We start from the raw sequence: 13,936 nt of genomic DNA, 5'->3' as shown, positions 1-13,936 counted from the left end.
AGCCAGGCCACCGCCTGTGGCAGGATCCACCCATGTCCGTACGCGAACTCGTCGTCCTGGGCACCTCCAGCGCGGTGCCCACCCGCCGCCGCAACCACAACGGCTACTTCCTGCGATGGGACACCCACGGCGTCCTCTTCGACCCGGGCGAGGGCACCCAGCGCCAGATGAGCCTGGCGGGCCTGTCCGCCACCGACATCACCCGCATCTGCATCACCCACTTCCACGGCGACCACTGCCTGGGGCTGCCCGGAACCATCCAGCGCATCGCCCGGGACCGGGTACCCCACACCGTGCGCGTGGCCTACCCGGCCCAGGGCCAGCAGTACTGGCAGCGCCTACGCCACGCCACCGCCTTCCACGACACCGACGTCGTGGTGGCCCAACCGGTCGGCGGCACCGGGTCCTGCCTCCTGGGCGAGCAGGACGTGCACATCACCGCGCTGCCGCTGCGCCACTCCACCACCACCTACGGCTACCGGCTGGCCGAACCGGACGGGTGGCGGATGCTGCCCGGGGAACTGGCCGCACACGGCGTGCACGGCCCCATGATCGGACGCCTGCAACGCCAGGGCGCCGTCACCACCGACGACGGCCACCGAGTGGAACTGGCCCAGTGCGCCCGCCCCCGCCGGGGCCAGGTGCTGGCCTTCGTGATGGACACCGCCGAATGCGACCAGGCGGTGGAACTGGCGCACGGCGCCGACATGCTGGTGATCGAGTCCACCTACCTGGACACCGAGGAACACCTGGCCCGCTCCTACGGCCATCTGACCGCCCGCCAGGCCGGACGCATCGCCGCCCGCGCCGGGGTGGGCACCCTGGTGCTCACCCACCTGTCCGAACGCTACGAACAGCAGGACGACCCCCGCTTCGTCACCCAGGCCGCCGCCGAGTTCGACGGCCACACCGTGCTGGCCCAGGACCTGCGGCGCATACCGCTCCCGTCCCGTCGCCCCTGACCGCGCCACCCGCATGGGATAGAGTCTCCGGGCACCGCAGGGACCGGCCGTGGAGGTGAGAACGATCGTCGCTGTCGCAGGCTGGGCGTTTCCACCCTCAGGACACACCACCGCGTCCTGACCGGAACGCCCGACAGTCTCCTGGAAGGGCTTTCGTGGCGTCCCCACCCTCTTCGGTCTCCCCCTCCACCCTGATCACGCGTTTGCGCTCGGCGGGCTGTGTCTTCGCCGAAGAAGAAGCGCACCTGATCACCTCCACCGCGCGCACCCCGAACGAGCTGGCCTCGATGGCCGACCGGCGCTGCGCCGGCCGGCCACTCGAACACGTCCTGGGGTGGGCCGCCTTCTGCGGGCTGCGCGTACAGGTGGACGAGGGGGTGTTCGTCCCCCGCCCCCGCACCGAGTTCCTGGCCCGCGAGGCCGCCTCCCTGCTCACCCCCGGCGCCGTGGCCGTCGACCTGTGCTGCGGATCCGGCGCCCTGGGCGCGGTCCTGGCCCACACCCGGGACGACATCACCCTGCACGCCGCCGACATCGACGCGGCCAGCGTGACCTGCGCCCGACGCAACCTGCCCGGCCACCCGGTGCACCACGGCGACCTGTACCGCGCCCTGCCACAGCGACTGCGCGGCCGCGTCCAGGTCCTGGTCGCCAACGTGCCCTACGTCCCCACCGACCGGATCGCCCTGATGCCCGCCGAGGCGCGCGTGCACGAGAACCACCGCTCCCTGGACGGCGGCGCGGACGGCCTGGACCTGGTACGCCGCGTCACCGCCCAGGCCCGGCGGTGGCTGGCGCCGGGCGGCCACCTGCTGGTGGAGGTGCAGGAGCAGCAGATCCACACGGCCAGGCAGGCCTTCGCCCGGGGCGGCCTGTCCTGTGCGGTGGCCTCCTGCCCCGAGCGGGAGGCCACCGTGCTCACCGGAACCCGCTGACCCCGGGGGCCGAGCACACCCACATCCCACGACCTCGCGGAAACAGGTCGCCCCCGCCTCCGTGCAACGCCCCGGCCACCACCGCACGGTTCCCGGCCCATCCTGGAGACATGCACGCCCCGACGGAAACCGCCTGGCCGCCCTGCTCGCCGACCCCACCCGCGCCCAGATGTGCCTGGCGTTGCTGGACAGGCGGGCCGTGGGGAGAACACACGGGGAGGACGTGTGCACCCCACAGCCACGAACGCGCCCACCCCACCGGTCGCGGGCTCAGACCAGGGAGCGGGGCCCGTCCGACAGCGCGCGGGCAACCGCCGCACACCCCCGGCCCACGGCTCCCCCGCGCCCAGCACGGTCGCCCACAACCGCTCGGCCGCCGAATCCCGGGTTCCCGAGACGGGGTGGCCCAGACCGGCCAGGGCCAGGGTGAGCGGGGTGACGAACACGATGGCACAGGAGCAGTTGGTGGACACCACCAGCGCCGCGGCCAACAGCACTCCCACGGCCGTGCCATGATGCCCTCACCCCACCACGGCCCAGGAGTTCCATGAGCGCGCCCGCCGCCCACCACACCCTCGCCCACGCCGTCCCCGCCCTACTCGACCGGCACGGCCCCGCCCGCTCCGTGCAACGCCTGCGCGGCGGCACCAAGAAGGGCGTCTACCGCCTCACCCTCACCGACACCACCGTCATCGCCTACCTGTGGCACGAGAGCGAGGACTACTGGTCCGCCACCGGCCAGAGCACCGACCCGGCCGACCCCTTCTCCCACGACTCCGGCCCCGACCTGTTCACCGCCGCCCACCACGCACTGACCGACCTGGGCGTACGCGTGCCCCACCTGTACGCCCTGGACACCTCCGCCACCCACCACCCCGGCACCCTGGCCGTGGTCGAGGACATTCCCGGCCCCACCCTCGAAGAGCACCTGCACCACGACCCAGGCGCCATGCTCCACGTCCTGGACCGCCTCGGCCAGAGTCTGCGCACCATGCACGACCACACCGCCCCCACCTTCGGCAAGGTCGCCCACGTCCAAGGCGGCGGCACCCCCGCCTCCCCCTCCTGCCACCACCTGGTCCTCCAACGAGCCCTGGCGGACCTGGACGAGGCCGCCCTGCGCGATCCGCGCGTCAGCCAGCACCACCAACGCCTCACCCACACCCTGCACACCCTGGCCTCACGCATCACCCCCCGCGCCGAACACGTCCTCATCCACGGCGAACTCGGTCCCGACCACGTCCTGGTCGACACCGACGGCGCCCCCGCCCTCATCGACATCGAAGGACTGATGTTCTTCGACGTCGAATGGGAACACGCCTTCCTGCGCCTGCGCTTCGGCCACCACCACCCGCGCCTGGACACCCGGCCCCTGGACGGCGCCCGCACCGACCTGTACGCCCTGGCCATGCACCTGTCCCTGGTCGCCGGACCCCTGCGCCTGCTCGACGGGGACTTCCCCGACCGCGACACCATGCTCGACATCGCCGAACACAACCTCCACGCCGCCCTGGCCACCACCGACTGAAACACTCACACCATGGACACGATCCCCGACCTGTGGAACACCGACACCGTCTGGCTCAACACCGCCCAGTACGGCATCCCACCCGCCCCCGCCCACCAGGCCCTGACCCGGGCCCTGGACGGCTGGCAAGCAGCCACCGGCGACCCCGCCGCCTGGGGCCGGGAACTGGAACAGGCCCGCACCCACCTGGCCGCCCTGGTGGGCGCGCCCGTCGACGACCTCACCCTGGGCACCAGCACCTCCCAGATCGCGGGCACCATCGCCGCCAGCCTGCCCGACGGCGCCCACGTCCTGGTCCCCCAGGGCGACTTCGCCTCCATCGTCTTCCCCTGGCACGCCCAGGCCGACCGCGGCGTCACCGTGCGCTCCGTCCCCCTGCGGTACCTGGCCCAGGCCGTGGACGAGCACACCCACCTGGTCGCCTTCAGCCTGGTGCAGTCCGCCACCGGCCAGCTCGCCCCCACCGAGGACATCGTGGCCGCCGCCCGCGCCCACGGCGCCCTGGTCGTGGCCGACGCCACCCAGGCCGCAGGATGGATGCCCCTGCGGGCCACCGGCTTCGACGCCCTGCTCGCCTCCGCCTACAAGTGGCTCATGGCACCACGCGGCCTGGCACTGGCCTACCTGGCCCCCTCCCTGCGCGAGCGGCTGCGCCCCAACAACGCCGGCCCGGCCGCCGCACGCGAGACGGCCGCGGCCATGTACGCCACCGACATGGACCTGTCCCCCACCGCGCGGGCCTTCGACACCTCACCCAACTGGTTCGCGGCCGTGGCCGCGGCCGCCTCCACCCGGGTACTGCTGCAGGTGGGCCTGGAGCGGGTACGCGAGCACGACACGGCCCTGACCGACCACTTCCGCGCCGCACTGGGCCAGGAACCGGCCCACTCCGCGATCACCTCCACCGACCTGCCAGAGGCCTTCGAACGCCTGGCCCGGGCCGGGATCGTCACCACCCGGCGCGACGGCCGCACCCGCCTGGCCTTCCACCTGTACAACACCCTCGACGACGCCGAACGGGCCGCCAAAGCCCTCCTCCACCCCTGACAGGCCGCGTGCGGTTCGCCCTTCCCGCAGCAGGGCGCCACGCCCCGGCCCGGGCCATGCTGGAGGTGGCGCGCGCACGCACCGACGCCAGCGCCGAAACCCTCACCCCGGCCCGCGCCACCTGAGGCACCCCACCCCTGCTCCCCGCCACCACCTTCGCGGGCCACGGCTGCCAGGTCCGGAAGCGGGGCGGCTCCCCGAACAGCGCCCCTCGGTTCGGGCCGCCGCGGCCCACCGTTCAGCCCCCCCTCCCCGGCCTTGTCCACTGGGCGGCACTGTGCCATGCTCAGAATTGGGCGAACGACCAAGGCATCCGCCCAATACGAATGACCAAGAGGTGGCACGGTGACGACGACGGCACAACGGGGCGAACAAGTACGCACACGCCTACTCCAGGCAGCCACCGAACTGATCAGCGAACGCGGCTGGTCAGCGGTCAGCACCCGCACACTCGCCCAACGCGCCGGAGTCGGTCCCGGCCTGGTGCACTACCACTTCACCTCCCTGCAGGCCCTGCTCACCGAAGCCGCCACCCAGACCCTGCACACCATCGCCGAAGAAGCCACCGCACACCTGGCCCAGACCACACCCCACGAAGGCCTCGCCCTCATCCTGGGCGACCTGGACCGCTACCCCGGCGACGACCCCGCCTCACGACTGGTCACCGAGACCTACCTGGCCGCCACCCGCGACCAGGACCTGCGCCGCGCCATCACCGACGTCCTGAACCTGCTACGCCGACACCTGACCACCTGGCTCACCGCCAACGGCGTCCCCTCACCCCAAGCCACCGCCGCCACCCTGGCCGCCACCCTCGACGGCGTGATGCTGCACCGCGCACTGGACCCCGACCTGACCGCCCCCACGGTCGAACCCGTCCTACGCCGACTCCTCACCCCCGACGACCACCAAGGAGCACCACGATGAGAGCCATCATCTGCGGAGCCGGCATCGCCGGCCTGACCGCCGCCCACCGGCTCCACACCCACGGCTGGCAGGTCACCGTCCTGGAAAAAGCACCCGGCCCACGCACCCAGGGCTACATGATCGACTTCTTCGGCCCCGGCCACCAGGCCGCCGACCTCATGGGCCTGCTGCCCCGCCTGCACGAACTGGGATACGACATCGACAGGGCCACCCTCGTCGACCACAACGGCACACCCCGCGCCTCGGTGGGCATACAGCAGTTCGCCAACGCCGGCGTCGTCTCCCTCACCCGCCCCGACCTCGAACGCGCACTACGCCAGAGCCTGCACCCGGACGTGGACCTGCGCTACGACTCCCCCCTGCACCGGATCCACGACCACGGCGACACGGTCCAGGTCACTCTCACGAACGGCCGCACCCTGACCGGCGACCTGCTCATCGGCGCCGACGGCATCCACTCCACCGTGCGCGACCGGCTCTGGGGACCCGAAACCGACCACCTGCGCTACCTGGGCTTCCACACCGCCGCCTTCACCTTCACCGACCCCCACATCCACGCCCAGGTCAGGGGAGGCTTCTACCTCACCGACACCATCGGCGCCCAGATGGGCCTGTACGGGCTACGCGATGGAACCGTGGCCGCCTTCACCGTGCACCGCAGCCCCACCCCCGACCGACCCCACGACCCACGCGCCACCCTGCGCCACACCCACGCCGACCTGGGCTGGCTGGTCCCCCGCGCCCTGGAGCACTGCCCCGACCCCGAACACGTCTACTACGACCAGGTCTCCCAGAGCCTCGTACCCCACTGGAGCCGGGGACGCACCGTCCTACTCGGCGACGCCTGCGGCGCGGTCTCACTGCTGGCCGGCCAGGGCGCCTCCCTGGCCGTGGGCGGCGCCTTCGTCCTGGCCGAACACCTGGCCTCGGCCCCCAACGTGTCCCAGGGCCTGGAAAGCTACGAACAGCAGTGGCGCCCCCTCGTACAGGAACGCCAACGCGCCGCCCTGCGCACCGCCCACTGGTTCCTTCCCTCCACCCGCGCCCGACTGCTCATGCGCCGCTCCGCACTGCGCCTGGCCGCGCTCCCGGGAGTGAGCCGCCTCCTGGCCGGCGCACTCACCGGCAAGCCCGCCCCCGTGGTGCGCGAACACACCCGCCTGACCCCCCGCTGACCCCGCCCGGGGGGCGAACCGAGTACGCCGGAAAGCGGCGACAGCCAGCCCAGCGGGGGCTCTCCCCCGGAGTTCGGTGCGGTACCCGCCTCCACCACATCGGCGTCCAGTTTCCCGCCTGAAGCTAGCGGGCGCGGACCGTACCGACACTGTACGGGCGGCGATGGACCGCCTGACGGGTGGTCGAAGACCCGACTCGTGGTCGAAGTCTGGTTGACCAAACCGGGACCGGAATCAACCACCCGATGATGAGACTCCGAAAGACCAACCGGAAACCCAGCGCGGAAAGAATGACAAGAAGAGCGAAACGAATCCGAGAAGAAAATTAGTTGCCGAATCCCGTAACCGAAGTGCAAACCGGTGATGTTGTAGCCTATACTCAGACATGAAAACGGGGCCATGGTGCGCTCTTGTCAGACGCAACACCACAGCCCCGCTCGTCCGGCGCGGGCCGCCAACTGTACGTCTACAGTTGGGGTCCGTTGGCCGGGGAATCACCGAAGAACCTGGTCAACCAGAGTACGAAGCGCACTCCAGCGAGCAGTGTCCTGATCACCTCGAAGACGACAGTCGCTCGCCGTCGCTCAGGTCGGTCACCCATAGTCCCTCCTCCGTGGAGCCGCCCGCGCCCCGTGTGGGTACGGGAATGGTCGCCTCCCGGGACGGCGACCCTTTCCGGGCTGTCGTGGAGGAAGAATTCAAAGGTACCTCATCCCTCCCTGCTTGGTGGAATGCCAAAGTGCGTCAGGGAAACATAAGGAACCTTCTGGAGCCATTCATGTGCGGGCTGACCAGCGCGTTTCCTCCATCGTGCCGGGAAGAATGTTTCCTTCAACCGCTGCTGTTGGCTGCAGCGGCCGGGGTCTGGGCGAAGGAGACCTTGCCGGTGGGCAGATGCAGCTTCAGGGCCACCGGGCGCAGCTGGCCCTAGGGGTCGCGGTCGACCAGGGCGAGCAGGCCCGCGCCGGGCTCACCAAGCCGACCGAACCTCGCCGCGTCACCGCCCTGGCCCAAGCGGCCCTTGCCCCCGCACACACCCGAGCAGCCAAAACGCTCAAAGAATCCGCCGGCTTGCCCGACCTTGACGACTGACCCGACAAGCGCTGTCCACTGGCCATACGACAACGGTCTGTCCGCTGTGAGGCGGCGGAGGCCGGGTCCCTAAACTGCCCTGGCTGACAGTGGGACGGACCGGAACAGGGTGTGGAATCGATGGGTAGACGGCTCAGGGACGTGCTCGGCTGGAGCGGGGTCGCGATACTCGTGGGTGCCCTGGCCCTCACCGCGCCTCGTGTCTTCGGTTTCTCCGAGCACGCGGCATCCGGGCAGAACCTGTCGTTCCTGGTGGGGGCGACGCTGCTCATGGCGGTCGCGGTGCTCAGTTTCGTGTCCCTGACCGCCACCCGCGACCCCGCCCACGTCTTGGCGCACTCGTCCCTGGCGGGAGTGCTGGGGCGCGTGGCGATCGCCCTGGCGGGGCTGGTCCTGGTGTGGGCGACCTTCCCCACCCGGCACCTGACCCTGGCGGTCGACAACGAGCGCTACCGGATGTTCCCCGAGGCGGTAACCGGGCTGTGGGTCGGGGTCTGCCTCGTCGCTCTGGGCATGGCGCTGGTGCTGTGCCTGGCCGCCGTCCTGTCGCTGCACCGGTGGAAGCGGGTGCTGACCGGCCTGGCGGCGGGTGCTCTGGCCGTGGTCCTGGTCTGGACGCTGGTTCCGATGGCCGTGACCCGGTTCCTCCTGGTCGAGCACACCGGGGCCGAGGCGGCGGGTGAGTCCGCACCGGTTCCGGCCACGGTCAGCCGGGTGGGGTGGACCTGGCAGCCCGAGCACCCCGTGGTGGGCGTGGAGCGGGGGCCGCGTGGACCCCTGGTGCGCTACACCGACGGTTTCGTGGCCCTGGACGGGGCCACCGGGGAGGAGCTGTGGACCTACCGGCTTCCCTACAGCCGTCAGGTGATGACCGGGATGTTCGCGGGACAGGACCGCTATGCCCACCTGTCGCACGTGGCAGAGCCTGGGCCAGAGCCCGAGACGCGCACGATGGTCGTGCTGGACACCGCGACCGGCGAGGTGGTGCGCGACGCACCCATGCCCCTACTGGTGCCGGAAGGGAAGGAGGATCCCACGGACGCCCTCTACCTCACCCCCAACGTGCGGGTCCTGCGTGTGCGCGAGGAGGGCGGGGAGCGTGTGGTCGGCCACGCCACGGACTCCACCGAACTCCTGTGGGAGTTCGAGCTGGACCTACCTGAGGGGCACCTGTGCTTGTGGGGGAACGACGGTGGGGTCCGTGGCTACGGCGACCGGGTGCTGGTGGCCCGTCTGTGCCTGAAGGACCCGGAGGTGGAGTACAACCTGAGCGCCGCCCTCGCGGACATGGATGTGCCCGAGAGCGCGGTGGAGAGCGTCATCGCGCTGGACGCCACCACCGGGCGGCAGGTGTGGCGCCACGACTGGACTCCTGAGGACCTGCGTATCCACTACCCACCCGGGGTGAGTGCTTCCGGAGAGGTCGGCGGCGAGCCGGTGGCCGTGACCCGTGGCGGTATGTTCGCCCTGGCCGACGGCGAGCCTATCCAGGCTCTGCCTTCGGCACCCGAAGGGGCTGAGGACCGCACCCTGGCGCTCAGCGCCGAGGGGGCGGTGGTGTTGCGCGACCAGGAGGACGAGGAGCCCACTCTGCTCCTGCGCACCGACGCCTCCGGCGTAGTCGTTCAGCGCACGAGAACCGAGCGGAACCTGGAGCTGTGGTTGGGCATGGGGCAAGCCGCCGTCCTGGATGAGCAGGTGGCCATGCCCTACGTCGCCTACGACGCCGACCATAAACTGCGCGAGTTCGCTGTCCTGCCCCTGGACGACGCAGAGACAGCAGAGGCTTGGACGCGGATCGGCCTCGACGACGGACCAGTCCCGGAATCCGTGGACGCCTGGCTCAGAGATCACGGGCACAGCGCCCTATCGACCCCCGGCGCGGTGGTGTCCTACCTGGAGAACCCGAACACACCGGGGCTCGGTCCCGCCCCCTTGTACGGTCTGGTGCCCTAGCACCCTTCCTGGCAGTGGCGCACGGCCGAGCCCTCGCTGTCCAGGACACGGCGCTCGCCCAGCGGCTCCTCCAGCTTGACGACGCGTTCCACGAGGGTGTCGGGCTCGTAGCCGCACCACTGCGGCCGCTTCTCGGTTCGCACCAGCAGCTCGACGGTGTCCGTGTTCTCGGTGGCGCGCACGGAGGGGGCCATGGTGCAGTGGCCGGCGTCGACGTAGACCAGTAGGCCGTACTCGGTGGTGGTGTAGCCGTGGATGCGGCCCTGGATGGTCAGCGTGGTGGTGAGCGTGAATTCCTCCGGTGAGAATGCCGGTGAGGGTTCGGTTTCTTCGACCGCGGAGGCCTCGGCCCGCTCCTCGGCGTCCGGGGAGGGGGCGGGCTGCCACGTCTGCGCCAACATCACGAGGCAGATCACGATCATCACCGCGGCGCCGATGCGTTGCATGGCGAACCATGCCTCGGAAGGGTAGTTGGCCTCGGGGTCGCGGTACTGCCAGGACTTCAGGTGCCAGGCCACTTGGGGGTAGATCAGCACCACGACGGCTCCGATGACCATCACGAACAACAACACGTGCAGGGCGAGCACACGTGGTCCTTTCCTGGCAGGTGCGGGGGTCTGGGGGTGAAAGAGGAGTTGACGATGGGGTGGAAGCGGGACAAAGGCAAGGGTGTCGCTGCACTGCGCGAATATCAGTGCGTTGCTACGGTCTGCCGCTCAAGCGTCCAGGGCCGGTATCTGGCGTGGTGGCACACCAGCGTAATCAGCAGCTGGCCGGCGCGCTCCTCCTGCCACCCGGCCGGGTCGGCCACCCACGCCGGTGCGGGGGTCTGCTCCAAAGCCAGGTCGACCGGGGTGTGGGGGCGCACGTGCTCGACCTGGGCGGTGCCGTGGCCGGTGACACCGGTAGTGGAGGTGACGAATCGGTAGGGGCCCCACACCTGGGCGTCCAACTCCTGCTGGGTCGGGCCTCCGGCGATGACCGGGTACCGGTCGGGGAGCGGGTCGGCGATGGTGACCTCCACCCGGTCCAAGCCCTCCAGACCTGTCGGGCCGGTCAGGGTCAGGGTGAGCACCGCGCGACGCTGGCCCTGGGCCTGGCAGGCCAGGTCGATGGTGGGGGCCAGTTCGTCGCGGCGGCGCTCGGCGTCGTTGGTGGCGAGGGTGGCAGCGCTGTGAGCCGAACGGTGGGCTGCGCGCGCCGCGGCCCAGGCAGCGCTGGCGCTGATGCCAGCGACGGCCATGGCTGCCAGGGGGATGACCACAGTGGTGAGGGTGTCCACATGCCCACCCTAGGCGGCGGTTGCGCAGGAGGCACGTCACGGGGATGTTCACATCACGCTGAGCGGTGCACGCCGTACGCGCCGACCGTGGACCTGTCCCGGCGGTGGGTGGTCACGAGTCGATGACCCCACCTCGGAGCCGTGGAATTCGAGGCAGGATAGGCACGATAGCCAATTACTCTGATTCGCCATGACGGTCCACGATGTGCTCCAAAGGGCGCACCTCGGTGGCGTCGACGGTGGGCAGGGCCCCGGGTGCGGCCCGGCGGATGCGCCCGCGCGCCAGGAGGACCCCGCCGGCGAACACCGCGGCGGCCGAGCGCTGTTGGGCGCTGCCGAACAGGGCGAGGTCGACCAGGCCCGTGCGGTCCTCCAGGGGCGCGAACACCACCCGGGCCCCGGAGCGGGTGGGTGGGGTCTGCACGCTCACCCGCCGCCCGGCCACCGTGACCGGGGCGCCCTCCTCCAGTTGGTGCAGGCTCTGGGCCAGGGTGAGCCGGTGGTGGGCCGCCAGACGGGCGAGGTCCTCGGCGTGGGCGTGCAGCAGGGCGCTGCGCCGGTGGGCGCGGCCGCCGGTGAGGGTGTCCAGGCCCCCGGCCAGGATCAGGTCGTCCAGGCCCTCCCTGGACAGGTCGGTGCGGGCCAGCAGGTCCGCCAGATCGGTGACGGGGCGATGGGTGAGGAGCTGGTCGACGTCGCGGTCGGTGAGGTGGGTGACGTCAACCAGCGGGGGGCGCAGGCCCCATCGGATCAGTCCGGCCTGGTCGATGCGTTCTACGCGCCAGGTGGTGTGGGAGGCGTTGACGTCCAGGCCCAGGACGGGCACGCCCATACGGCGGGCGTCCTGCAACAGCACCCGGCGCGGGTACATGCCCGGATCGTGGGCCATGATCCCTGCGGTGAACGCGGCCGGGTGGTGGCGTTTGAGGTAGGCGGACTGGTAGGTGGACGCGGCGAAGGCTACCCCGTGCGCCTTGCAGAACCCGAAGGCCCCGAACGCGGCCACCATCTCCCAGACCTGGTCGATGACCTGGGGGGTGTGGCCGCGCTGGTCGGCCAGCGCGCGGAACTCGGCCTCGACCTGGGCGCGGCCCTGGTCGCTGGCCAGGGCGCGGCGCATGGCCTCGGCGCGGTCCAGGCCGCACCCCGTGAACACATCGAGCACGCGCAGCAGTTGTTCGTGCCAGAGCAGGGCACCACCAGCGCGAACAAACAGTCCTCGGCCACGTCCTCCTAGGTCGCCGGGTAGACCTCCCTGAACACCCCGCACGGCTGGGCGCCGCGAGCGTCCAACCACCGGTCCACGGCCGCGTAGGCGCCCATGATCCGCGGAGGGAAACAGCCCCGGCACAGCACCCGGCACACCGCACGCGTGTGGGCGCCCTCCAACCGGACCACCGTCCCCTCACCCGGTTCGGCGTGACCGGTGAAGGACAGAGCCACCTCGATCGACGCCGCCCCGTCCGGGGTCACCGCCCCGTGGTAGAGCACCCACAACGGCCCCGTCGGAGCCGCACCCTGTCCGCGCAGATGGCGGCGTACCCGCTCGGCCCGCTCATGGAAGGTCACCACCAGATGCCGCTGGTCGGTACGAGCCCGCGTGGCGGCCACCTTCACCGCACCCACACTCTCCACACCGGCCCGGCCCCCGCCACACCACCGTCACCACTCCAGGACAGACGCAACTCCTCCAGCGCACCGCGCCGCGAACGCAACGCCTCTCCACCCGCTCCGCGGCCTCCTCACCACCGACCGCCATCACCTGGGCCACCACCGACAGGGGCGTCTCCATCCGGCGCAGCAACCGGATCCGGCGGGCCCGCACCACCTGCTCCACCAGGTACGACCGGTACCCGTTGCGCGGATCCACCCGGTGGGGCACCAGCAGCCCCGACCCCTCGTACAACCGCAGCGCCTTGGGGGAGAGCCCGCCCGGGGCGTGTCCGTGGGAGGTCATGCCATGAGTGCGGCCCCTGCCCCAAGGGCACGGTCAACACCCGCCCCTGACGCGGTAGGGTCCCCGCACCCCACCACACAACGGAAGGACACCCCCATGTCCCTGCCCACACCCCACACCGAAGGCATGCTCACCGTCGGCCAGGGCAACGAACTGTACTGGCACGAGTACGGCAACCCCCACGGCCAACCCGCCCTGGTCCTGCACGGCGGCCCCGGCGGCGGCTGCCACCCCGGCTACACCCGCTTCCTCGACACCGACCACTACCGCATCATCATGCTCGACCAGCGCGGCAGCGGACGCTCCACCCCCAACGCCCGCCACCCGAGCACCGACCTGACCACCAACACCACCCACCACCTCATCAAGGACATCGAAGCCCTACGCCTCCACCGAGGCGTGGCCACCTGGCTGGTCCTGGGCGCCTCCTGGGGCAGCACCCTGGGCCTGGCCTACGCACAAGCCCACCCCACCCGCGTCAGCGCCCTGGTCCTGGTCGCGGTCACCACCACCACAGCGGCCGAGGTCACCTGGATCACCCACCACATGGGCCGCGTCTTCCCCGAGGAATGGGAACTCCTCCGCCAAGGTGCCGGACCCGACGCCGACCCCACCGACCTGGCCACCGCATACGCCCGCCTGCTGGCCGACCCCGACCCCCGGGTGCGCTTCGAGGCCGCCCGCGCCTGGTGCCGATGGGAGGACGTGCACGTGGCCACCGCCCCCGGCCACACCCCCAACCCCGACTTCGCCGACCCCGACTTCCGGATGACCTTCGCCCGCCTGGTCACCCACTACTGGAGCAACGCCGCCTTCCTGGAAGAAGACCAACTCCACCACCGGGCCACCACACTCGCCGGCATCCCCGGAGCGATGGTCCACGGCCGCCTGGACATCAGCGGCCCCCTCGACACCGCCCACCGCCTCTCCCGCACCTGGACCGACGCCGAACTCCTGGTGGTCGAGGAAGCCGGACACGGCTCGGGCACCGTCACCCTGCTGCAGACCGCCCGCGCGGCCACCGACCGCCTGGCCACCCGACCCACACCCAACGGCCCCACCACACGGTGAGGCC

At 71.2% G+C, this 13,936-nt stretch carries 14 protein-coding genes; 9 read left to right on the top strand and 5 right to left on the bottom strand.

Annotation, left to right across the window (positions count from 1 at the left end; all coding sequences use genetic code 11):
• The first annotated feature begins 32 nt into the window (after window positions 1-32).
• The 8 genes from FYX01_RS24335 (at window position 33) to FYX01_RS24300 (ending at window position 9,622) form a co-directional block, all read left to right on the top strand.
• A complete protein-coding gene (locus FYX01_RS24335; protein WP_150245640.1) occupies window positions 33-962 on the top strand; it encodes a ribonuclease Z in 930 nt (309 codons plus the stop codon).
• Window positions 963-1,117: 155 nt separating this feature from the next.
• On the top strand, window positions 1,118-1,897 hold the full coding sequence (locus FYX01_RS24330; protein ID WP_150245637.1) for a putative protein N(5)-glutamine methyltransferase: 780 nt from the start codon (window positions 1,118-1,120) through the stop codon (window positions 1,895-1,897).
• A gap of 225 nt (window positions 1,898-2,122) precedes the next feature.
• Window positions 2,123-2,413 carry a hypothetical protein gene (locus FYX01_RS27190; RefSeq protein WP_190394467.1) on the top strand — a complete coding sequence of 97 codons (291 nt, stop codon included), beginning with the start codon at window positions 2,123-2,125 and terminating at the stop codon, window positions 2,411-2,413.
• A gap of 31 nt (window positions 2,414-2,444) precedes the next feature.
• A complete protein-coding gene (locus FYX01_RS24320) occupies window positions 2,445-3,425 on the top strand; it encodes a phosphotransferase family protein (protein WP_150245634.1) in 981 nt (326 codons plus the stop codon).
• 12 nt (window positions 3,426-3,437) lie between these two features.
• Entirely contained in the window at window positions 3,438-4,472 is a 1,035-nt protein-coding gene (locus tag FYX01_RS24315) for an aminotransferase class V-fold PLP-dependent enzyme (RefSeq protein ID WP_150245631.1), read from the top strand.
• Window positions 4,473-4,817: 345 nt separating this feature from the next.
• Window positions 4,818-5,399: a TetR/AcrR family transcriptional regulator gene (locus tag FYX01_RS24310; protein WP_150245628.1), complete on the top strand. Its 582-nt coding sequence runs from the start codon at window positions 4,818-4,820 to the stop codon at window positions 5,397-5,399.
• A complete protein-coding gene (locus FYX01_RS24305) occupies window positions 5,396-6,574 on the top strand; it encodes an FAD-dependent oxidoreductase (RefSeq protein ID WP_150245625.1) in 1,179 nt (392 codons plus the stop codon). The genes FYX01_RS24310 and FYX01_RS24305 overlap by 4 nt, the downstream gene beginning before the upstream one ends.
• Window positions 6,575-7,786: 1,212 nt before the next feature.
• A complete protein-coding gene (locus FYX01_RS24300; RefSeq protein ID WP_150245622.1) occupies window positions 7,787-9,622 on the top strand; it encodes a PQQ-binding-like beta-propeller repeat protein in 1,836 nt (611 codons plus the stop codon).
• On the opposite strand, the gene FYX01_RS24295 is transcribed toward FYX01_RS24300, so the two are convergent.
• The 5 genes from FYX01_RS24295 to FYX01_RS26915 form a co-directional block, all read right to left on the bottom strand.
• Entirely contained in the window at window positions 9,619-10,209 is a 591-nt protein-coding gene (locus FYX01_RS24295) for a DUF6199 family natural product biosynthesis protein (protein ID WP_150245619.1), read from the bottom strand. The genes FYX01_RS24300 and FYX01_RS24295 overlap by 4 nt on opposite strands.
• Before the next feature lie 104 nt (window positions 10,210-10,313).
• Window positions 10,314-10,904 (bottom strand): hypothetical protein, encoded by a 591-nt coding sequence (locus tag FYX01_RS24290; RefSeq protein ID WP_150245616.1) that lies wholly within the window; start codon window positions 10,902-10,904, stop codon window positions 10,314-10,316.
• Window positions 10,905-11,079: 175 nt separating this feature from the next.
• Window positions 11,080-12,069 carry a helix-hairpin-helix domain-containing protein gene (locus FYX01_RS24285; RefSeq protein WP_263363797.1) on the bottom strand — a complete coding sequence of 330 codons (990 nt, stop codon included), beginning with the start codon at window positions 12,067-12,069 and terminating at the stop codon, window positions 11,080-11,082.
• Between the two features lie 68 nt (window positions 12,070-12,137).
• Window positions 12,138-12,530, bottom strand: a complete 393-nt coding sequence (locus FYX01_RS26920; protein ID WP_223830632.1) for a GyrI-like domain-containing protein — start codon at window positions 12,528-12,530, stop codon at window positions 12,138-12,140.
• On the bottom strand, window positions 12,460-12,861 hold the full coding sequence (locus FYX01_RS26915; RefSeq protein ID WP_223830624.1) for a MerR family transcriptional regulator: 402 nt from the start codon (window positions 12,859-12,861) through the stop codon (window positions 12,460-12,462). Before FYX01_RS26915 ends, FYX01_RS26920 begins: the two co-directional genes overlap by 71 nt.
• Before the next feature lie 96 nt (window positions 12,862-12,957).
• On the opposite strand from FYX01_RS26915, the gene pip reads away from it, so the two are divergent.
• Entirely contained in the window at window positions 12,958-13,932 is a 975-nt protein-coding gene (gene pip / locus FYX01_RS24275) for a prolyl aminopeptidase (RefSeq protein WP_150245613.1), read from the top strand.
• The last annotated feature ends 4 nt before the right edge of the window (window positions 13,933-13,936 follow it).

Origin of the sequence: Nocardiopsis quinghaiensis, from assembly GCF_008638365.1 — a bacterium.
Classification (GTDB): domain Bacteria; phylum Actinomycetota; class Actinomycetes; order Streptosporangiales; family Streptosporangiaceae; genus Nocardiopsis; species Nocardiopsis quinghaiensis.
The sequence above is the reverse complement of the archived record's forward strand: the minus strand, read 5'-3'. Positions and strand labels throughout refer to the sequence as shown.

Bases quoted from the DNA above. Each gene is read 5' to 3' on its own strand.
- FYX01_RS24335 (WP_150245640.1), top strand. From the start codon at position 33: ATGTCCGTACGCGAACTCGTCGTCCTGGGCACCTCCAGCGCGGTGCCC.
- FYX01_RS24300 (WP_150245622.1), top strand. From the start codon at position 7,787: ATGGGTAGACGGCTCAGGGACGTGCTCGGCTGGAGCGGGGTCGCGATA.
- FYX01_RS24315 (WP_150245631.1), top strand. From the start codon at position 3,438: ATGGACACGATCCCCGACCTGTGGAACACCGACACCGTCTGGCTCAAC.
- FYX01_RS26915 (WP_223830624.1), bottom strand. From the start codon at position 12,861: ATGACCTCCCACGGACACGCCCCGGGCGGGCTCTCCCCCAAGGCGCTG.
- pip (WP_150245613.1), top strand. From the start codon at position 12,958: ATGTCCCTGCCCACACCCCACACCGAAGGCATGCTCACCGTCGGCCAG.
- FYX01_RS24320 (WP_150245634.1), top strand. From the start codon at position 2,445: ATGAGCGCGCCCGCCGCCCACCACACCCTCGCCCACGCCGTCCCCGCC.
- FYX01_RS24305 (WP_150245625.1), top strand. From the start codon at position 5,396: ATGAGAGCCATCATCTGCGGAGCCGGCATCGCCGGCCTGACCGCCGCC.